The following is an 18722-nucleotide window of genomic DNA, read 5'->3' on the forward strand; positions in this document are numbered from 1 at the left end:
AGCTTTGATGAATTTTGATGACGGCCATCGTCGGTAAATGGGTCGCACGGCTTTTTGCCGCCGGTGGCCCTTATGCGACGGGCGCCTGATATTGGCTGAGCGTGCAGACGCCGAGCGTCTGTCCACGGCCCTTGACGGCATGTTCGCCCAGATATTCGCTGCGCACGCCCTTCGGAAGCACCAGCTGATGGGCAAGGTCAGCGGAAATCAGCACCGGGTGGCCGAGCATCTTGCTCAGCGATTCGAGCCGCGAGGTTGTGTTCACCGTGTCGCCGAAATAAGTGATCTTGTGGTGATCGACGCCGATTTCCGCGGTGATGACTGGGCCACCATGAATGGCGAAGCGCAGGCGCGGCACCTCGCCGAAGCGGGAAAGCCACATGTCGCGGGTGTTTTCAATGGTCGCCTGAATATCGAAGACGCAGCGCACGCAGGCCGCCCGCCGGATCGCCATGTGATAGGGCCAGGTGATGATGGCGGCGTCGCCGATATAGTCGTCGATGACGCCGCCGTGTTTTCTGACCGGTGCGGCATAACTTGCAAAGATTTCGCCGAGAAATTCCTGGGCCTTCAGGTCGCCATGGGTTTCGGCGAAGGAGGTGGAGCCGACGAGATCGATGAAGATGAAGACGCGGTCTTCGCTGACCGGCCGGCGATAACGCCCCAGGATGAGGTCGATGAAGATATCGCGGCCGAGAAGCTCGCGCACCCGCATGATGAAGACGATGATGCCGCAGACAATGAGGGTGAACATCAGCGTCTGCACCTCGGCATGGACGGCGCGTTTCCAGGTACCGGGAAATATCCCGCTCAACCACAGGATTGTGCCGCCAAGCCCGAAGCCGCAAAAGACGAGGATGGCATAGATGACGAGGCCGACGGCGATATAGGCCGGCGTCGGCAGGGCGCTCACCTGCCGCGACAGGCCGGGCATGATGTAACCGCGCTCGAAGGCGAGAATGGGTGCGCAGGCAAACAGCGCATAGGTCGCGCCGATAAATGCGCCGCCGCCATATTCCAGAAAGGCGTAGGCCACGCCGCTGCCGGCCACGGCAACGAAGAGCACCACGTAATCCAGAATGGGCAGCAATTTTCTCATGTCGGTTCTTGGGTCTCGGGAAGGGAAGGCTTTGGTCTTGGGAAAGAAGGGCAGGCCGCTCCCTTCGGTCGAAGCTTCTGTTCAGGTCATATGCGACATTAATGTGGAAAAAGCGCCGCAAAAAGTGAGCAATCGGTAAGGTTGCATGAAGGATTGGTGAGGCTGTTGCGCTGTTGCAGCAAAATCGGCATTGCCGCCGTTCTAGGCCTGATAGGATGTTCGGTAATAGACGGTTTCAAGCGGGGATTGCGGCCGGTCATTTGGCGAGCGGTTCGACCATTTGACGGGGAAGGCGGAAAAAACGCAGCCGGTTGCCGTCGGTCCAGGCCCGGTCGAACAGGGTTTCTCCCTTGCCGGCGAAGGTGATGGCGGCGCAGGTGCGGCCGTCAACGTCGAAGGGAATGTTCTCCCTCCAGCCGCTCAAGCCGCAGCCCATGCCTTTCGGGTCGCGATTATAGCGGTCGGCGACGTCGCCGTTGGGGTGGAAAGCGGCGGGCTGTTACGGCTCGCTTGCCGCAACCTCCACCGCCTCGACCTTCTTGCCAGCGAAACGCAGCGCCACTTCGCCATTGATGAGCTTCAGGGCCACATCGCCGAAGAGCTCCCGCCGCCAGCCGGTCAGCGCCGCCACGGTTGCCTTTTCGCCCTCGGCGGCGATCTTGTCCAGATCGTCGCTATTGGCGATGACCTTGGCGGCGACGCCATGCTTGTCCGCCGTCAGCTTCAGCAGAACTTTCAGAAGTTCCACGGCAGCACCGGAGCCTTCCGGTGCGTGGCTGTGACGCGGCGCCTTCGGCATTTCCTCTTTCGGCAGCGCCAGCGCCGCATTCACCGTTTCGACGATGGCGGTGCCGGAGGCGGAGCGTTCCCAGCCCTTGGGAATGGTGCGAAGCCGAGACAGCGCCTCGGCGTCCTTCGGCTGTTGCTGGGCGATTTCGAAGATCGCATCGTCCTTCAGCACGCGCGAGCGCGGCACGTTGCGGGAGCGCGCCTCACGCTCGCGCCAGGCGGCGATGAATTTGAGGATCGCAAGTTCCGTCGGTTTGCGCAGGCGCGATTTCAGCCGCAGCCACGCATCGTCGGGATGCATGTCATAGGTGTCGCGAGACTCGAGAATATCCATCTCTTCGGTCAGCCACAGCGAGCGGCCTTCGCGCTCGAGCTGGGCTTTCAGCGAGAGATAGACATCCCGCAGATGGGTCACGTCGGCCAGCGCGTAGTCCAGCTGCTTTTCGGTCAGCGGACGGCGGCTCCAGTCGGTGAAGCGCGAGGATTTGTCGATCTGCACGTTTTTGATCTTCTGCACCAGCTGGTCGTAGGAGATCGAATCGCCGAAACCGCAGACCATGGCGGCAACCTGCGTGTCGAAGATGGGGTGCGGAATAAGCCCGCCGAGATGATAGATGATCTCGATATCCTGTCGCGCCGCATGGAAAACCTTCACGACAGCAGGATTGGCCATCAGTTCGAAAAGAGGGGTCAGGTCGAGACCCTTCGCCAGCGGATCGACCAGCACTTCGAGCGTCGGGCTTGCCATCTGCACGAGGCAGAGTTCCGGCCAGAAGGTCGTTTCCCGCAGAAATTCGGTGTCGATGGTGATGAAGTCCGATTTCGCCAGTTCCGTGCAGGCTTCGGCGAGGGCGGCAGTCGTTTCAATCATTGTTATTGGCCAATCGTGAAAATTATCCGTCTTACTTTCCCTTTGCCGGGCGCATGTCAATACAAAGCCCGCTTTTGAAGGCTCAAGGATCGTTTTTCTCGGGCGGATGGGGCTCCGCTTCATCCTTTTTGGGGGGCGGAGCCGCGGCGAGCTTCTGGAAATAGGCTGAGGTGCGCAAAAGCGAGCTGAACCGCCAGTTCCGCTCCTCCACGGGCACACCTTCGCGCACCTGGAGCCGGTAGATGGTATAGGCGATGAAAACGATCTGGATCGCTGCCGTATAGCTGAATAGCGCCTTCGGGCCGAACTGGTCGATCAGCACGGAGGCGAGAAGCGGCCCGACCGTCGCCCCGACAGACCAGAAGAACAGCAGTCCGGCCGACATCATCGCGTGTTCGCCTTCCCTGGCATGGTCGTTGCCATGGGCGGAACTCAGCGAATAAAGCGGCAGGGCGAAGGCGCCGAAGATGAAGACGCCGATGATGTTGCTCCACTCATCGGTTCCGGCGAAGAAGGCGAGAAACAGGCCGACGACGACCGAGCCCGCCGTGGTGGCGAGAATGATGATGCGCCGGTCATAACGGTCGGAATAGACGCCGAGCGGATATTGCAGCACCACGCCGCCAATGATGCCGGCGCTCATGAAGGTGGCGATGGCGGTGACGGAAAGGCCGATCTGTTCGGCATAGATCGGGCCGATATTGCGAAACGCCGCCATGCTGAGACCGACGGCCACGCAGCCGACCACGGCAAGCGGCGAGATGCGCCACACCGCGAAGAGATTGAAGGGTATCTGTTTCGGCGGCGCAGGGTTGGATTTGTCGGCAAGCGAGATCGGCACCAGTGACAGCGTCAGCGCCATGGCGATCAGCGAAAACACCACCGGTCCGTCGATGCCGGCGACGGGAATGATATATTGCGCAAGCGTGACGGAGCCGAGATCGACGAAACGATAGATGGAGAGCGTGCGCGCCCGATTGGAATTGGTGACCTGCGCGTTGATCCAGCTTTCGATGGCCGCGAAAAGACAGGCGACGGCAATGCCGGTGACGAAGCGCATCAGCATCCAGAACAGGGGATGGATAAGGAGCGGCATGGCGATCGCTGCGGCGGATGCGACGGCCGCCATGGTGGCGAAGGTGCGGATATGGCCGATCTTGCGCAGAAGCCGTGTCACCGAAATGCAGCCAAGCGCGAAACCGAAGCTGTAGGCGGCGCTGATGAGGCCGATGGTGCTGGCGGAAAACCCTTCGGAGAGACCGCGCAGCGCTATATAGGTTCCCTGCAGGCCGTTGCCGCCGATCAGGATGCCGGCGGTGACGAGAAGCGGGATAAGAGGTCTGATCTGGCTCATTGCGGGCCGACTCGGTTTGGCGGGCTGGATTAGTCCTATCTAAAGCGAAGGCAGGGGAAAGGACAGGCTGAAGGCGACATTGTTGTGCTTTGCCTTGACAAATCAGGCTGGCCATGCGCTTTTCCGGCAAATTTCGACAGTGCCGCCCATCTGGCCTCCATCGGGCCCACGACACGTTCCAGGATAAAAAAATGCATCGTTACCGCAGCCACACCTGTGCCGCTCTCCGCAAGTCCGACGTCGGCGAAACCGTTCGCCTTTCCGGTTGGGTTCATCGCGTGCGAGATCATGGCGGCGTTCTCTTCATCGACCTTCGCGACCATTACGGCATCACCCAGGTGGTGGCCGATCCGGACAGCCCGGCCTTCAAGGTTGCCGAGACGGTTCGCGGCGAATGGGTCATCCGCATCGATGGCCTCGTCAAGGCGCGCTCGGAAGACACCGTCAACAAGGGCATGGCGACCGGCGAGATCGAGCTTTATGCGCAGGAAATCGAGGTTCTCGGCGTTGCCAAGGAACTGCCGCTGCCGGTCTTCGGCGAGCCTGATTATCCTGAAGACGTTCGCCTGAAATACCGCTTCCTCGATCTTCGCCGCGAAACGCTGCACAAGAACATCGTCAAGCGCACGCAGATCATCTCCGCCATGCGCACCGGCATGGCCGATGCCGGGTTTGCCGAATATACGACGCCGATCCTCACCGCTTCCTCGCCGGAAGGCGCGCGCGACTTCCTTGTGCCGTCGCGTATCCATGAAGGCAAGTTCTTTGCGCTGCCGCAGGCGCCGCAGCAGTACAAGCAGCTTCTGATGGTGGCCGGTTTCGACCGTTATTTCCAGATCGCGCCGTGCTTCCGCGATGAAGACCCGCGCGCCGACCGCCTGCCGGGCGAATTCTACCAGCTCGACGTCGAAATGAGCTTCGTGACCCAGGAAGATGTCTGGACCACGATGGAACCGATGATGACGGCCGTGTTCGAGAAATTCGCCGAAGGCAAGCCGGTTACCAAAGAGTGGCCGCGCATTCCCTATGACGAGGCGATCCGCAAATATGGTTCCGACAAGCCGGACCTGCGCAACCCGATCGTCATGGAAGCCGTGACCGAACATTTCGACGGTTCGGGCTTCAAGGTCTTCGCTAACATGATCGCTTCCAACCCCAAGGTTCAGGTCTGGGCCATCCCGGCCAAGACCGGTGGTTCGCGCGCTTTCTGCGACCGCATGAACGCATGGGCGCAGTCTCAGGGCCAGCCCGGCCTCGGCTACATCTTCTGGAAGGAAGAGGGCATTAAAGATGGATTCGTCTTCGATGCGGTAGCCCACCCCGCTCGACCTGGTGAAAGTAAGGACGACCATTATGAGCGCGTTGCGAAGATGACTGACGCTTGGTCTAGTAAAGTGCTGGGCTCGGGTCCGCTCGCCAAGAACATCGGCGAGGAACGCACCGAGGCGCTGCGCCAGCAGCTCGGCCTTGAGGCGGGCGATGCCTGCTTCTTCGTCGCCGGCGATCCGGCCAAGTTCTACAAATTCGCAGGCGAGGCGCGCACCCGAGCTGCCGACGAACTGAACCTGATCGACCGCGACCGTTTCGAAATGTGCTGGATCGTCGATTTCCCCTTCTTCGAATATAACGAGGAAGAAAAGAAGATCGACTTCGCCCACAACCCCTTCTCGATGCCGCAGGGCGGTCTGGAAGCGCTGGAAGGGCAGGATCCGCTCTCCATCAAGGCGTTCCAGTATGACGCGGTCTGCAACGGCTTCGAAATCGCCTCCGGTTCGATCCGTAACCAGTCGCCCGAGCTGATGGTCAAGGCCTTCGAAAAGGTTGGCCTGTCGCAGACCGACGTTGAAGAGCGCTTCGGCGGTCTCTACCGCGCCTTCCAGTACGGCGCGCCTCCGCATGGCGGCTGCGCATTCGGTATCGACCGCGTGGTCATGCTGCTGGTTGGCGCCAAGAACCTGCGCGAAATCACGCTGTTCCCGATGAACCAGCAGGCGCAGGACCTCTTGATGAACGCGCCGTCGCCGGCAACGCCGACGCAGCTTCGTGAGCTGGCGCTGCGCGTCGTTCCGTCCAAGAAGGACTGAAGAAATTTAACCAGCTTGGAGCAAGCTGCTATATTAAAAGTTATCGCTTCTGTTACAATCAGATTCGATGGAGGATAAAATGAGCCCGCAACTTCAGGAACTTATTGAAAAAGCACGAAAAATAAAGCCCAGTGTTGAGCATTTCGAGGAGCAGAGACGCAGCTTTGCTTATGGATCTGCCAAAATTGAAAATAACGATATAACACGCGAGATGATTGACGAAGCAGCTTCTAAACTCGGTAAGGAGCGCGATGAGCGTTGATCGTTCAAGTGAGGCTGGCGAGCCTGTTTTAGTGAGCGATCCGAAACAGGTCGCTCACATTGAAGCTGAAAACACTCTTCGTCAGTTTGATATGGCGATGGTAGAGCTTGATAAATGGCTCAAACCAGATGATTATAAAATTAAACCATCCAAAATAATGCAGCTTAACAGAGTTGCTCTACAACGTTTAAGTAAATATGCAGGCGTTTTTCGTCCTGGTGACATAAAAATTACCGGTAGTACGCACTTGCCTCCCGACGCGGATACTGTTCCCGAGCTAATGGAGCAGCTGTGTGATTACGTTAATGAAAACTGGCGCTTGAAGAGTCCTAGCCACTTGGCCGCGTATGTCTTGTGGAAAATAAACTGGATTCACCCGTTTGTGGACGGCAATGGACGTACTGCGCGTGTCGTATCATATCTCGTTATGTGTGCAGGGCTTGGATACCGTTTACCGGGCACAAAAACAATTCCAGACCAAATCGCGGTAGATAAGGCTCCTTACTATAGGGCGCTCGAGGCTGCAGACAAAGCTTTTAGCCAGGGTCAGCTTGACTTGAGTGACCTTGAAGAACTCATAAACAGTCATCTTGCCGTGCAGTTACTTGATATCCATAACTCCGCAACGGGCAAGAATCACAAGGATCGGCAGGCGATAGCGACGATGCCTGTTTTGCCGACTGTTGGGGCAGAACGCGCAGCCGCAAAGGACAAGTTCTCGCTCATTAGGCATATCGAAACCCATCCCGTTATTTACACTTTTTTGGGCGCAGTTATCGTTGCAATAGTGACATGGATTTTGGGCCGCTGAACATTCGCGAGAAAAAGTGCGCCGTGCCTTGAAATGCCAAATAGTATTCTAATATAAGATATCCACTCACCACGGACCCGGTGAAATTCCGGGTGGCTCTTCTGGCCGCCGATCCGCCAGACAACGCAAAGCACCGACATTTCATTTCAATCTACCGGACATGGCTCCGGCCGGTGCGTCATTCTTTGCGAAAAAATCAGATGAACAGATTTCAGACTTACAGACGTGAGTGGTTTTCCAATATTCGCGGCGATCTCCTTTCCGGCATCGTCGTGGCACTCGCCCTCATTCCAGAAGCCATCGGCTTTTCCGTCATCGCCGGGGTCGATCCGAAGGTGGGATTGTTCGCCTCCTTTGCGATTGCCTGCGTTTCTGCCTTCACCGGCGGTAGACCTGGGATGATCTCGGCGGCAACCGCCGCCACGGCCGTCCTGATGGTTACGCTCGTCAAGGAACACGGGCTGCAATATCTCTTCGCCGCCACCATCCTCATGGGCGTGCTGCAAATTCTGGCGGGCCTTGTAAAACTTGGCCGGGTGATGCGCTTCGTCTCGCGTTCGGTCATGACCGGCTTCGTCAATGCGCTGGCGATCCTGATCTTCATGGCGCAATTGCCGGAACTGATCGGCGTCCCGGTCGAAACCTATGTCATGATCGCGGCCGGTCTTGCGATCATCTATCTCTTCCCGCTGGTCACCAAGATCGTGCCATCGCCGCTGGTCGCCATCATCGTTCTCACCTGTGTCGCCGTCTTCTCCGGCATGGATATCCGCACGGTCGGCGATCTCGGTGAATTGCCCTCGACGCTGCCGATATTCGCCCTGCCGCAGGTACCACTGACCTTCGAGACGCTGCAGATCATCTTTCCCTATTCCGTCGCGCTCGCCGCCGTCGGTCTGCTGGAATCGCTGCTGACAGCGCAGATCGTCGACGACATGACGGATACGGGTAGCAACAAGAGCCGGGAATGCATCGGGCAGGGCACAAGCAATATCGCATCCGCCCTCATCGGCGGCATGGGCGGCTGCGCCATGATCGGCCAGTCCGTCATCAATGTCAGTTCCGGCGGTCGGGGCCGCTTGTCCACTTTCGTCGCGGGCGCGTTCCTGCTCTTCCTCATACTGGTGCTGGATGATCTCGTGCGGATCATTCCCATGGCTGCGCTGGTGGCAGTGATGATCATGGTCTCCATCGGCACATTTTCGTGGCGCTCCATCCTCGATCTTCGGCGCAACCCGCCATCCTCCAGCATCGTCATGCTGGTCACGGTCGGCACGGTGCTTGCGACCCATGATCTTGCAAAGGGCGTGCTGGCCGGCGTCCTTCTCTCCGGCGTGTTTTTCGCGGGCAAAGTGTCGAAACTCTTCCATGTCCGGCCGGAGCTTTCAGCCGATGGCCGGGAGCGGATCTATCGTGTCGACGGCCAGATTTTCTTCGCCTCGACGGAAAGCTTCATTTCCGCCTTCGATTTCGCCGAGGAGGTTGAGGCGGTGACAATCGATGTCACGCAGGCGCATTTGTGGGATATTTCCGCAGTCGGCGCTCTGGACAAGGTGGTGCTGAAATTCCGCAAGGCCGGCAGGCGGGTCGAGGTGATCGGTGTCAACGAGGCGAGCGCCCACATGATCGACCGCTTCGCCCTGCACGATAAACAGGATGGCGCTGCCGCGCCGCTGCACTGAGCGCAAAAGAAAAGCCCCGGCATGACCGGGGCTTTTTTAGTTTTATTCGTTTGCCGTCACCGTGACGCCGAGCATTTTCGGCAGGGTGTTCGGCGCGCCCATCGCAGCGCCCATGATCATCGGGAACGGAACCGGCTTTTCCGGCTCCGCCGTGATCGAGAAGTTCTTCGGATTGTCGACATAGGCGTTGACGGCCGCCGACACCATGTTCTGCAATTCCGGCACGTTGAGCGAGGCCATCATGATCGGGGCCATGCCCTTGATGGTCTGGGCAAGCTGATCGCCCGTCATGCCCTGCTGGCTTGCCGCATAGTCGATGGCGCGCTTGGTGATGCTGGCGTCTTCGAAGCTGATTTCAGCGTTGATGAAGGAGAGCTGCTGCATCAGGCCGAGCATGGCAAGGCTTGCCGCCTGGTCCGCCTGTTCCTTGTTCGGATTGGCGGCCTGCGCCTTCACCGTCTCCTGCATCGACTTGATGAAGGCGAGCGTGTAGCCGGAGAAACCGAACGACATGTTCAGGCGGCCGACATCATCGAGGTCGATGGCATATTCTTCAACATCGATAGTACCGGAGGCCACTTCCCAGCTGCCGCTCATGGTCATGTCGCCGGAGAGCGCCTGCAGCTTCAGCTTTTCGATTGCGTCCTTGGTCGCAGGATCGGTCACTTCGCTGAGATCGGCCTTGAAACCGGAAGCGTCGAGTTCGAAGCCGATAGAGTTCTTGTCATCGCTGACCGACATCGTCGCGCTGGTTTCCTCAAGCGAGAAAGCCGGCTTGCCTTCGATGGAAACGGAAACCGGACCGCTATGTGCTTCGTCGTAGAACATCAGCGCATCGACGGTGCCGGTGGTGGAGTCTGCGGGAATGACGAGACCGGACATGTAGATGTCGCTTGCCTTGATCTCCACATTTTCCTGCTTGTAGTCGATATTGTCGAAGCGGGCGTTCTTGATCTTGTAGCCGCCGTTGTTTTCCTCGACGCCTTCGAGCGTCACATTACCGACCGGGATCTTCTTGGCCGGATCGGCGACCGCGTTGAAGGTCACGCTGTTCAGGGTCACCGTCGAGCCGTTGACGGCGACGGAACCGGCAGCGATCTCGCCGCCCTGTGCGGCATAGGCCGCATTGATCTTCTTCAGCACATCCCCGCCATCCAGCGCGAAAGCCGGCGCCGAAAGCGTAAGAAGCGCGGCGCTCGCGAAAAGAACCTGCCGGGTGGATTTCAGTCTCATGATGTTTCTTCCCTCAACGTACGGCTGTGTACCGTGTTCGAATTCGAATGCTGATACTTATATTCGCGATTATTCAAAGGTCTATAGGATTTAGATCGATTCCCATGACGGCGGCATTGCGGCATTTGCAACGCGGTTAACAAAAAATCGCATGAAAGGGTTGCGTTCATCCACAGGCGCGCCCCCCGAATTTCTTGCCGGGAATCGGCATTTCCGCTAGTCAAGCACCATGGGAAAAAATCTTGTACCTCCGTCCGGCGGAGACGATAACATTCATCCGGTCGATTTGAAGGCGGCGCTTGAAGAGCGCTACCTCGCTTACGCCTTGTCCACGATCATGCATCGTGCGCTGCCGGATGTGCGCGACGGCCTGAAGCCGGTTCACCGCCGCATCATTCACGCCATGAGCGAAATGGGCATTCGCCCCAACTCGGCCTTCAAGAAATGCGCCCGTATCGTCGGTGACGTGATCGGTAAATTCCACCCGCATGGCGACCAGTCTGTCTATGATGCGCTGGTGCGTCTCGCGCAGGATTTCTCGCAGCGTTATCCGATCGTCGACGGGCAGGGCAATTTCGGCAATATCGATGGCGACGGCGCCGCCGCCTATCGTTACACCGAAGCGCGCATGACCGAGGTTGCGGCGCTGCTGCTTGAGGGCATCGGCGAGGATGCGGTGGATTTCCGCGCCACCTATAACGAGGAAGACGAGGAACCCGTCGTCCTGCCGGGCGCATTCCCCAATCTGCTCGCCAACGGCGCCTCCGGCATTGCGGTGGGCATGGCGACCTCGATCCCGCCGCATAACGCCCATGAACTTTGCGACGCGGCGCTTTACCTCATCAAGCATCCCGATGCGACGGTGGAAAAGCTGGTGGAATTCATTCCCGGCCCCGACCTGCCGACCGGCGGCGTGATCGTCGAAAGCCGCGAGAATATTCTCGATGCCTATAAGACCGGTCGTGGCGGTTTCCGCGTGCGCGCCAAATGGGAGACGGAAGATCTCGGCCGTGGCGGTTACCAGATCGTCATCACCGAAATTCCCTTCCAGGTGCAGAAATCGCGCCTGATCGAGAAGATCGCCGAGCTGTTGATTGCCCGCAAACTGCCGCTTCTCGAGGATATTCGCGACGAATCGGCCGAAGATGTGCGCATCGTGCTGGTGCCGAAGAGCCGCACCGTCGATGCGACGCTGCTGATGGAATCGCTGTTCCGCCTGTCCGACCTCGAAAGCCGCCTGCCGCTCAACATGAACGTGCTGTCGCTCGGCAAGGTGCCGAAGGTGATGGCGCTGAACGAGGTGCTGAGCGAGTGGCTGGCGCATCGCAAGGACGTGCTGGTCCGCCGTTCCCGCCATCGTCTGGCGGCCATCGACCGCAGGCTGGAAATTCTCGGCGGCCTGCTCGTCGCTTATCTCAATCTCGATGAGGTCATCCGCATCATCCGCGAAGAGGATGAGCCGAAACAGGTGATGATGGCCAAGTGGTCGCTCACCGACAATCAGGCCGAAGCCATCCTTAACATGCGGCTGCGCAACCTGCGCAAGCTCGAAGAATTCGAAATCCGCAAGGAATTCGACGAACTCAGCAACGAGAAGGCTGAAATCGAGGGGCTGCTTGCCTCCGATGACAAGCAATGGCAGACCGTCGCCTGGGAAATCGGCGAGGTCAAAAAGAAATATGCCAAGGCAACCGAAATCGGCCGCCGTCGTACGCAGTTCGCGGATGCGCCGGACGCCGATATCGAGGCCATCCAGCAGGCGATGATCGAAAAGGAACCGGTCACCATCGTCATCTCGCAGAAGGGCTGGATCCGGGCGCTGAAGGGGCATATGTCCGACACCTCGTCGCTCACTTTCAAGGAAGGCGATGGCCCGAAGCTGGCCTTCCCGGCGCAGACGACCGACAAGCTGCTGCTGCTGACGACGGGCGGCAAGGCCTATACGCTCGGCGCCGACAAGCTGCCGGGCGGTCGCGGCCATGGCGAGCCGATCCGCATCATGGTCGACATGGAAAACGATCAGGACATCCTGACCGCCTTCGTGCACGATCCATCCCGCAAGCTGCTGCTCGTCTCCACGGCCGGCAACGGTTTCATCGTGCCCGAGAGTGAAATGGTCGCGAATACCCGCAAGGGCAAGCAGATCATGAATGTCTCGATGCCGGATGAAGCCAAGCTCGCCGTGCCGGTCACGGGCGACCATGTCGCTGTCGTCGGCGAGAACCGCAAGCTCCTGGCCTTCCCGCTGGCGCAGGTGCCGGAAATGTCGCGCGGCAAGGGCGTGCGCCTGCAGCGCTACAAGGATGGCGGCGTTGTCGACGTGAAATGTTTCGCGCTTGCCGAAGGCTTGTCCTGGTCCGATACGGCCGGGCGTCTCTTCAACAAGGTGGGTGAAGAACTGCGCGAATGGTTGGCCGACCGCGCAACAGCGGGCCGCACCGTGCCGAAGGGCTTTCCGCGCAGCGGGAAATTTGGCGGCTGATATTTGAATGTCGTCCCGGAGCTGTCCCGGGACGTTTTCAATCTCATGTGTTTGGCAATCAAACGACCGAGTGCTTATGACTTCGCGAGCGCTTTTAAAGCAACGTGGTACTTGCGCATCGCTTGCCGTGCATGTTCCAGCTGACGATCAAAGTCACCTGTTGCTTCTTCGTTCGGGCTCTCAGCAGTTCGCAATTCAAGTACGTTGCCGTCAGTTCTTGAACTGAGAACGTCGCCAATCTTCCAGCCAAGCCGTTCAAGCATATCCTTCGGGATGACGACGCCTGCCTCTTCACCGAACTCGCAAATGGTTGCTTTCATCTGAAATACTCCAAGTTTGATTGGAGTTTAGCATGCGATTTTGACGGTTGGACCAGCCCGTTACTTTTCTTCCGGCGTATAAACCTCCCACCCGCGTGGGGTCAGATGCTCCTGCGGATGGTAGCGGGTCTTGTAGCCCATCTTTTCCGAACCATCGACCCAGTAGCCGAGATAGACATGCGGCAGGCCAAGCGCGCGGGTGCGGGTGATGTGATCGATGATCATGAAGGTGCCGAGCGAGCGTTTTTCGAGATCGGGATTGAAGAAGGAATAGACCATCGAGAGGCCATCGCTCATCACATCGCTGAGCGCCACGGCAAGCAATTCGCCGCGCTTGCTGGAATCGATGCCGGAGCCGGGTTCGCGCACGCGATATTCGATGATGCGGGTGTTCACATGCGTGTCTTCCACCATGATCGCATAGTCCAGCGCCGACATGTCGGACATGCCGCCCGACTGGTGGCGGTGGTCGAGATAGCGGCGAAACAGGGCGAATTGTTCGGTGGAGGGCTCGGCGGCATGAACGGTGGCGACGACATCCCTGTTGGCGGCAAGAACGCGCCGCATCGATTTCGTGGGCTGGAACTGTTCGGTCAGGATGCGCACGGACACGCAGGCGCGGCAGTTTTCGCAGGCCGGGCGATAGGCGATGTTCTGCGAGCGCCTGAAACCGCCCTGGGTCAGAAGATCGTTCATTTCCGAAGCGCGCGGGCCGACCAGATGGGTGAAGACCTTCCGCTCCATCTGGTTCGGCAGATAGGGGCAGGTGGCCGGCGCCGTAAGATAGAATTGGGGAGAGGGCGTCGCCTGCGTGTTCATCGAACCGTGATCGCCTCCTGCGTCTGTTATGAAAGCGCGCCGCGATTTCACGGGGTTGGCGGCGGCGCTTCAAGCGACATGCATAATGTCACAGAATGGCAAAATGCCGGAAAACGTCAACTGCGAGATGCGGCATTTGCGGGGTTTGAAAGCCACGTTTACGTGGCTTTCCGCAATATCAGCGCGTTCTGACGATGACGGTGCCGAGCAGGAAGTCGTGAACGAGGCGCGAGCGCTCGGTAAACAGGCCTGCAAGCAGGATCAGCGGCGTCAAAACCGAGTTGATGACCCAGAAAAGCACGATGTGAACGGTCGACAGCAGGAAATCGATTCGCCGCCCGTCCATCCGCGCCATGGCGATCCCCATCGCCCGCATGCCGGGGGTCGCCTGCGAGGGGCCGCCGAGTGTCATGCCGAAATAAAGCACCGCAACGATGACGAACAGCGCCGGATAGAGGAAGAAGCCGAGGCCGAGGGTAATCACGCCGAGGAAGAAGACGATGACCGCGGCCGGAATGCACAGCAGGAGAACGATCGCATAATCGATCAGGAACGCGAAGACCCGCCGGCTCAGGACGCCGCTATAGGCGCGCCAGTCATCCGGTGCGGCATAGGTGGGGTTCTGGTCGAGGCTCATCGGTCGTTTTCTCCTGAGAAGGCATGACAGCGCGGCATGAGTGCCGTGTCAGCAGACAATATGGGAAGAAAACGACCGAATACAATAAGTGCGGGTCTTAGCCCTTTGCCAGTTTACGTGCGGCCTCGATAGCGAAATAGGTGAGAACGCCATCGCAACCGGCACGCTTGAAACAGAGAAGCGTTTCCATCATCACGCGTTCGCCATCGATCCAGCCGTTCATCGCGGCTGCCTTGATCTGGGTATATTCGCCGGACACCTGATAGGCGAAGGTCGGCAGGCCGAAATTCTCCTTCAGCCGCCAGCAGATGTCGAGATAGGGCAGGCCGGGCTTGACCATCAGCATGTCGGCCCCTTCCTCCACGTCGAGGGCGGCATCGCGGATCGCCTCCATGCCGTTGGCAGGGCTGATGTAATAGCTGTTCTTGTCGCCTTTCAGCAGTCCGGCCGTGGAGATGGCCTCGCGATAGGGACCGTAATAACCGGAAGAGAATTTCGTCGCATAGGACATGATGCCGACATTCTGGTGCCCGGCGGCATCGAGACCCCGACGGATGGCGCCGATACGGCCATCCATCATTTCCGATGGAGAAATAATGTCCGATCCCGCTTCCGCCTGAAGGATCGCCGCCTTGACGACCTGTTCTACCGTCTCGTCATTGACGATCTCGTCGCCGCGCAGAATGCCGTCATGACCGTGGCTGGTGAAGGGATCGAGCGCGACATCGGTGATCATGCCGATATTGGGAACGGCTTTCTTGACCGCGATAGTCGCCTGATTGATGAGATTATTCGCCTCGAGCGCGTTGGAACCGGTCTCGTCACGCAGCTCCATTTCGATGTTCGGGAAGGTCGCGATTGCCGGAATGCCGAGATCGGCGGCTTCTTTCGCGGCTTCGACCAGTTTGTCGACGCTCATCCGGTTGACGCCCGGCATCGCCGGAATGGGATCGAGAATATTGCTGCCCGGCACAATGAAGACCGGCCAGATGAGATCGTCGACGGTGAGGCGGCTTTCCTGCACCAGACGGCGCGTCCAATCCGCCTTGCGATTGCGCCGCATGCGACGATGGCCGGTGATCTCGTCGACCAGATGCGTTTTGTCCTGCATGTAAGAATGTCCTTCGATCAAATTTGGAAAGCTGCATAGCATGAAGCTTGGCCCATGCGAATGCGACAATCTTCCCTCATCGGCGTCCTGCGATGACGATGATGCTTTGACAAGGCAGGCGGCGGGATTCAATATGGGCTGGTCGCCCGTTCGTCGAGACCGTATCTTCCGGCCATGGAACCTGATTCTCAACCTCTGCCGAAACGCCCGCTTACCGAAATCCTCTTTCTGGTCTTCATGAGGCTGGTCGCGGTTTCCTGTTTCTGGTTCGGCCTGCAATATTGGGCGATGCTGACGGGCTATTCGCTTGGGGGCCATGGGCGGTTCGATATGCTGAACCTGCCCTGGCGCGTGGCCGGTAGTGCGCTGGCCGTTATTTTCCCTGTTGCAGCACTCGGTCTATGGCTCGGGGCCTCCTGGGGCGCGGTCATGTGGGTCATGGGCGCGGGTGCGCAGATCGCCATGTATAAGGTGTGGCCGCATATCTTCGGCGCCAACACGCTCGTACCCGTCATGCACGGCCTTGTGGCAACCATTTATATACTATTCCTGGTCGCTTTCTGGCTGGATCAGCGCCAGAATGAAGAACGCGCAAGAATTGATTTACCATAAGAATAAAGCAATTCGGCCTGATTTTGGGCCGCATTTCATAGCTAAGTCATTGATTTATAATAGATGACCTTGGACCATTCCCGCTTCGCCACAAGTTGGGCCCTCCGGGGAAAATGCAGGTAACCATTTGTTAATCGTAGCTTTTAAGTAGAATTTTATGCGCATTGATTAGGTTCTCACTCAAGGCGGGAGACAAACAAACACACCGCCAAACAAAACAGTGAGGCAGTCATGATCAATAGCAAAGTTAAGCCCCAGGCCGTTGTTGCCGATGCACATGAAGATACCATCCGCTCGCTCTACATGGAGTCGCTGCACCTGGTGGAACGTCTCCACCGCCGCCTCCTCGATGTCATCAAGGATGAATTCGACCGTCAGGGTCGCGATGACGTCAACGCCGTTCAGGCCCTGCTGCTGTTCAACATCGGCAATTCCGAACTGACGGCCGGCGAGCTTCGTTCGCGTGGTTATTACCTCGGCTCGAACGTCTCCTACAACGTCAAGAAGCTGGTCGATCTCGGTCTCATCAACCACCAGCGCTCGCGTGTCGACCGCCGCTCGGTCCGCATCAGCCTGACCGAAAAGGGCCAGGAAATCGCCGAAACGGTTGCCCGCCTTTATGAACGCCACGTCGGCTCGATCGAAAAGGTCGGTGGCATCGGCACCGGCGAGTTCTCCGAAATGAACAAGCTGCTGCAGCGCCTCGATCGCTTCTGGAACGACTCGATCGCTTACCGCCTGTAATATCGCGACGATTTCACTGTTTAAGCCGGGAGCATCCTTTTGCTCCCGGCTTGCGGATTCCGCGTCTGACGTTTTTGCGTGTCAAGCCCAGCCCTTCTTTGAGCCTTCGCCCTGTTTCTCAGGCGAACAAAGCTTCGTGAGAATAGGGCCGTGACACGAATCGGCCATATTGATATGGGACCGGCAAGGGCGAAGGAGCCGGCTGTTTCTCCTGCTGTCGCGGCAAGTCCCGACTGTTCTGCCAGACAATAGCGCCCAGCGGATGGGTGTTGAGTATCACCAGCCGGCAGACACGTTGTACGTGTTTGTTAATCATATTGATTTAGGCATTGTTGAGAATGCCGAAGAGAGTGGCTGGTAGGTAGAATGACAAAGAAATCCGTTTCCGATTCCGTATCGCGCCGCGCGCTTCTGCGTTCGGCCGTTTCCGTTGGCGCCGCCGCGCTTGCCGCGCCGGCCTTTGCGCAGAACGCGCTCAACGATCTCATGGGCTCTTCGCGTCGCGGCAACTGGGATGACCAGTTCGACGCCAATACGTCGCGTTCGGCCGTGGGCGTCGTTTCCAACAATCCGGTTCTCGGACGCGAAGCGCCGGTCTACATGCAGCAGGCGATCATGCAATATCAGCAGATCGTGCAGAATGGCGGCTGGCCGGAAGTGCCGGCATCCCAGCAGCGTCTCCAGATCGGTGTCTCCGATCCTTCCGTACAGGCGCTTCGCCAGCGACTGATGGTGTCCGGCGACCTGCCGCGCGAAGCCGGCATTTCCAGCGCCTTCGATAGCTACGTCGATGGCGCGCTGAAGCGTTTCCAGGCCCGTCATGGCCTTCCGGCCGATGGCGTCAGCGGCGAATACACCACGAAGGCGCTCAATGTTTCCGCGCAGATCCGTCTGGCACAGCTGCAGACCAACCTCGTTCGCATCCAGTCCATGTCCGGCGATCTCGGCCAGCGTCACCTGATGGTGAATATCCCGGCTGCCGCTATCGAAGCCGTTGAAAATGAACGCGTCGTGCTGCGCAACACGGCCGTCGTCGGCCGCGCCAGCCGCCCGACGCATGTGATCAATTCCAAGATTTACGAAGTCATCCTCAACCCTTACTGGACCGCGCCGCGCTCGATCGTCGAAAAGGACATCGTGCCGCTGATGCAGAAGGACCCGACCTATCTGGAGCGGAACAACATCCGCCTCATCGACGGCAAGGGACAGGAAGTTTCGCCGACCGCAGTCGACTGGTTCGCGCCCAAGGCGCCGAACCTGATGTTCCGTCAGGACCCCGGCAAGATCAACGCCATGTCGTCCACGAAGATCAACTTCCACAATCCGAACAACGAATATATGCACGACACGCCGCAGCAGGGCCTGTTCAACAAGCTGATGCGTTTCGAATCCTCCGGCTGCGTGCGCGTGCAGAACGTGCGCGACCTGACGAGCTGGCTGCTGCGCGACACGCCCGGCTGGTCGCGTCAGGAAATGGAACGCGTCATCGCCACCCGCGTCAACACGCCGATCAAGCTGGCGCAGGAAATCCCGGTCTATTTCGTCTACATCACCGCCTGGTCGGCGAAGGACGGCGTGGTGCAGTTCCGCGACGACATCTATGAAAAGGATGGCAACGCCGAACTGGCGCTCAACACCACGAGCGGCATGGAACAGCCCGCCGGCCCGGTGGATGACGATCTGTTGCCGCGCAACTGATCCGGCATCGCCGCCATTTCATTCCATCACCATGAGCCGCACCTTCGGGTGCGGCTTTTTTCTTGGCGATTTTCTGAAAACATCTGTCGTTTTTTGTCGCAACGTCGCAGTTTG

At 58.7% G+C, this 18722-nt stretch carries 16 protein-coding genes, 1 pseudogene and 1 other annotated feature; of the genes and pseudogenes, 8 read left to right on the forward strand and 9 right to left on the reverse strand.

Annotated elements, in window-relative coordinates; genetic code table 11:
* Positions 1–70: 70 nt before the first annotated feature.
* The 4 genes and pseudogenes from PIB16_RS03960 to PIB16_RS03975 all read right to left on the reverse strand — a co-directional run bounded on the left by PIB16_RS03960 (position 71) and on the right by PIB16_RS03975 (position 4113).
* On the reverse strand, positions 71–1099 hold the full coding sequence (locus PIB16_RS03960) for an adenylate/guanylate cyclase domain-containing protein (protein ID WP_271045031.1): 1029 nt from the start codon (positions 1097–1099) through the stop codon (positions 71–73).
* A gap of 201 nt (positions 1100–1300) precedes the next feature.
* A pseudogene (locus tag PIB16_RS03965) lies at positions 1301–1568 on the reverse strand (hypothetical protein); the annotation flags it as partial.
* Between the two features lie 30 nt (positions 1569–1598).
* Positions 1599–2759 (reverse strand): ribonuclease D, encoded by a 1161-nt coding sequence (rnd, locus tag PIB16_RS03970; protein WP_271045033.1) that lies wholly within the window; start codon positions 2757–2759, stop codon positions 1599–1601.
* An 82-nt stretch (positions 2760–2841) separates the two neighbouring features.
* Positions 2842–4113: an MFS transporter gene (locus PIB16_RS03975; RefSeq protein ID WP_174039042.1), complete on the reverse strand. Its 1272-nt coding sequence runs from the start codon at positions 4111–4113 to the stop codon at positions 2842–2844.
* A 191-nt stretch (positions 4114–4304) separates the two neighbouring features.
* Between PIB16_RS03975 and aspS the strand changes: the two genes are divergently transcribed.
* The 4 genes from aspS to PIB16_RS03995 all read left to right on the forward strand — a co-directional run bounded on the left by aspS (position 4305) and on the right by PIB16_RS03995 (position 8952).
* Positions 4305–6197 (forward strand): aspartate--tRNA ligase, encoded by a 1893-nt coding sequence (aspS, locus tag PIB16_RS03980; protein WP_271045034.1) that lies wholly within the window; start codon positions 4305–4307, stop codon positions 6195–6197.
* A gap of 79 nt (positions 6198–6276) precedes the next feature.
* Positions 6277–6459 carry a hypothetical protein gene (locus PIB16_RS03985; RefSeq protein WP_271045035.1) on the forward strand — a complete coding sequence of 61 codons (183 nt, stop codon included), beginning with the start codon at positions 6277–6279 and terminating at the stop codon, positions 6457–6459.
* Positions 6449–7270, forward strand: coding sequence for a Fic family protein (locus PIB16_RS03990; protein WP_271045036.1), 822 nt, complete (start codon positions 6449–6451; stop codon positions 7268–7270). The genes PIB16_RS03985 and PIB16_RS03990 overlap by 11 nt, the downstream gene beginning before the upstream one ends.
* A 70-nt stretch (positions 7271–7340) precedes the next feature.
* Positions 7341–7396: a sequence feature (sul1 is cis-regulatory element that is thought to sense ions involved in sulfur or methionine metabolism; They are found in Alphaproteobacteria), on the forward strand.
* A gap of 74 nt (positions 7397–7470) precedes the next feature.
* Positions 7471–8952, forward strand: coding sequence for a SulP family inorganic anion transporter (locus tag PIB16_RS03995; protein ID WP_271045037.1), 1482 nt, complete (start codon positions 7471–7473; stop codon positions 8950–8952).
* 42 nt (positions 8953–8994) lie between these two features.
* Here PIB16_RS03995 and PIB16_RS04000 read toward each other — a convergent pair whose 3' ends face one another.
* The gene (locus PIB16_RS04000; protein WP_271045038.1) at positions 8995–10185 is read right to left on the reverse strand and encodes a hypothetical protein; all 1191 of its coding nucleotides are present in this window, start codon (positions 10183–10185) and stop codon (positions 8995–8997) included.
* 229 nt (positions 10186–10414) lie between these two features.
* Between PIB16_RS04000 and parC the strand changes: the two genes are divergently transcribed.
* Positions 10415–12667 (forward strand): DNA topoisomerase IV subunit A, encoded by a 2253-nt coding sequence (gene parC / locus PIB16_RS04005; RefSeq protein ID WP_271045039.1) that lies wholly within the window; start codon positions 10415–10417, stop codon positions 12665–12667.
* Between the two features lie 74 nt (positions 12668–12741).
* On the opposite strand, the gene PIB16_RS04010 is transcribed toward parC, so the two are convergent.
* From PIB16_RS04010 to hemB, 4 genes are all read right to left on the reverse strand, one after another.
* Positions 12742–12987: an AbrB/MazE/SpoVT family DNA-binding domain-containing protein gene (locus tag PIB16_RS04010; RefSeq protein ID WP_080852274.1), complete on the reverse strand. Its 246-nt coding sequence runs from the start codon at positions 12985–12987 to the stop codon at positions 12742–12744.
* Positions 12988–13047: 60 nt separating this feature from the next.
* Entirely contained in the window at positions 13048–13806 is a 759-nt protein-coding gene (locus PIB16_RS04015) for an arginyltransferase (protein ID WP_003520795.1), read from the reverse strand.
* Between the two features lie 178 nt (positions 13807–13984).
* Complete coding sequence (locus PIB16_RS04020; protein ID WP_035217820.1) at positions 13985–14443, reverse strand: RDD family protein; 459 nt, start codon at positions 14441–14443, stop codon at positions 13985–13987.
* A gap of 97 nt (positions 14444–14540) precedes the next feature.
* Complete coding sequence (hemB, locus tag PIB16_RS04025; protein WP_269830780.1) at positions 14541–15554, reverse strand: porphobilinogen synthase; 1014 nt, start codon at positions 15552–15554, stop codon at positions 14541–14543.
* 174 nt (positions 15555–15728) lie between these two features.
* Between hemB and PIB16_RS04030 the strand changes: the two genes are divergently transcribed.
* The 3 genes from PIB16_RS04030 (at position 15729) to PIB16_RS04040 (ending at position 18608) form a co-directional block, all read left to right on the forward strand.
* The gene (locus tag PIB16_RS04030; protein WP_003496683.1) at positions 15729–16166 is read left to right on the forward strand and encodes a DUF6163 family protein; all 438 of its coding nucleotides are present in this window, start codon (positions 15729–15731) and stop codon (positions 16164–16166) included.
* Between the two features lie 234 nt (positions 16167–16400).
* A complete protein-coding gene (ldtR, locus tag PIB16_RS04035) occupies positions 16401–16910 on the forward strand; it encodes a transcriptional regulator LdtR (protein WP_026363448.1) in 510 nt (169 codons plus the stop codon).
* Positions 16911–17276: 366 nt separating this feature from the next.
* Positions 17277–18608, forward strand: a complete 1332-nt coding sequence (locus tag PIB16_RS04040) for a L,D-transpeptidase family protein (protein ID WP_003520799.1) — start codon at positions 17277–17279, stop codon at positions 18606–18608.
* The last annotated feature ends 114 nt before the right edge of the window (positions 18609–18722 follow it).

Source organism: Agrobacterium sp. ST15.13.015 (genome assembly GCF_027871645.1).
In the GTDB taxonomy this organism is placed as follows: Bacteria; Pseudomonadota; Alphaproteobacteria; order Rhizobiales; family Rhizobiaceae; genus Agrobacterium; species Agrobacterium leguminum.

Coding starts and splice junctions, on each gene's coding strand:
- PIB16_RS03960 (WP_271045031.1), bottom strand. CDS start 1,099: ATGAGAAAATTGCTGCCCATTCTGGATTACGTGGTGCTCTTCGTTGCC.
- rnd (WP_271045033.1), bottom strand. CDS start 2,759: ATGATTGAAACGACTGCCGCCCTCGCCGAAGCCTGCACGGAACTGGCG.
- PIB16_RS03975 (WP_174039042.1), bottom strand. CDS start 4,113: ATGAGCCAGATCAGACCTCTTATCCCGCTTCTCGTCACCGCCGGCATC.
- aspS (WP_271045034.1), top strand. CDS start 4,305: ATGCATCGTTACCGCAGCCACACCTGTGCCGCTCTCCGCAAGTCCGAC.
- PIB16_RS03985 (WP_271045035.1), top strand. CDS start 6,277: ATGAGCCCGCAACTTCAGGAACTTATTGAAAAAGCACGAAAAATAAAG.
- PIB16_RS03990 (WP_271045036.1), top strand. CDS start 6,449: ATGAGCGTTGATCGTTCAAGTGAGGCTGGCGAGCCTGTTTTAGTGAGC.
- PIB16_RS03995 (WP_271045037.1), top strand. CDS start 7,471: ATGAACAGATTTCAGACTTACAGACGTGAGTGGTTTTCCAATATTCGC.
- PIB16_RS04000 (WP_271045038.1), bottom strand. CDS start 10,185: ATGAGACTGAAATCCACCCGGCAGGTTCTTTTCGCGAGCGCCGCGCTT.
- parC (WP_271045039.1), top strand. CDS start 10,415: ATGGGAAAAAATCTTGTACCTCCGTCCGGCGGAGACGATAACATTCAT.
- PIB16_RS04010 (WP_080852274.1), bottom strand. CDS start 12,987: ATGAAAGCAACCATTTGCGAGTTCGGTGAAGAGGCAGGCGTCGTCATC.
- PIB16_RS04015 (WP_003520795.1), bottom strand. CDS start 13,806: ATGAACACGCAGGCGACGCCCTCTCCCCAATTCTATCTTACGGCGCCG.
- PIB16_RS04020 (WP_035217820.1), bottom strand. CDS start 14,443: ATGAGCCTCGACCAGAACCCCACCTATGCCGCACCGGATGACTGGCGC.
- hemB (WP_269830780.1), bottom strand. CDS start 15,554: ATGCAGGACAAAACGCATCTGGTCGACGAGATCACCGGCCATCGTCGC.
- PIB16_RS04030 (WP_003496683.1), top strand. CDS start 15,729: ATGGAACCTGATTCTCAACCTCTGCCGAAACGCCCGCTTACCGAAATC.
- PIB16_RS04040 (WP_003520799.1), top strand. CDS start 17,277: ATGACAAAGAAATCCGTTTCCGATTCCGTATCGCGCCGCGCGCTTCTG.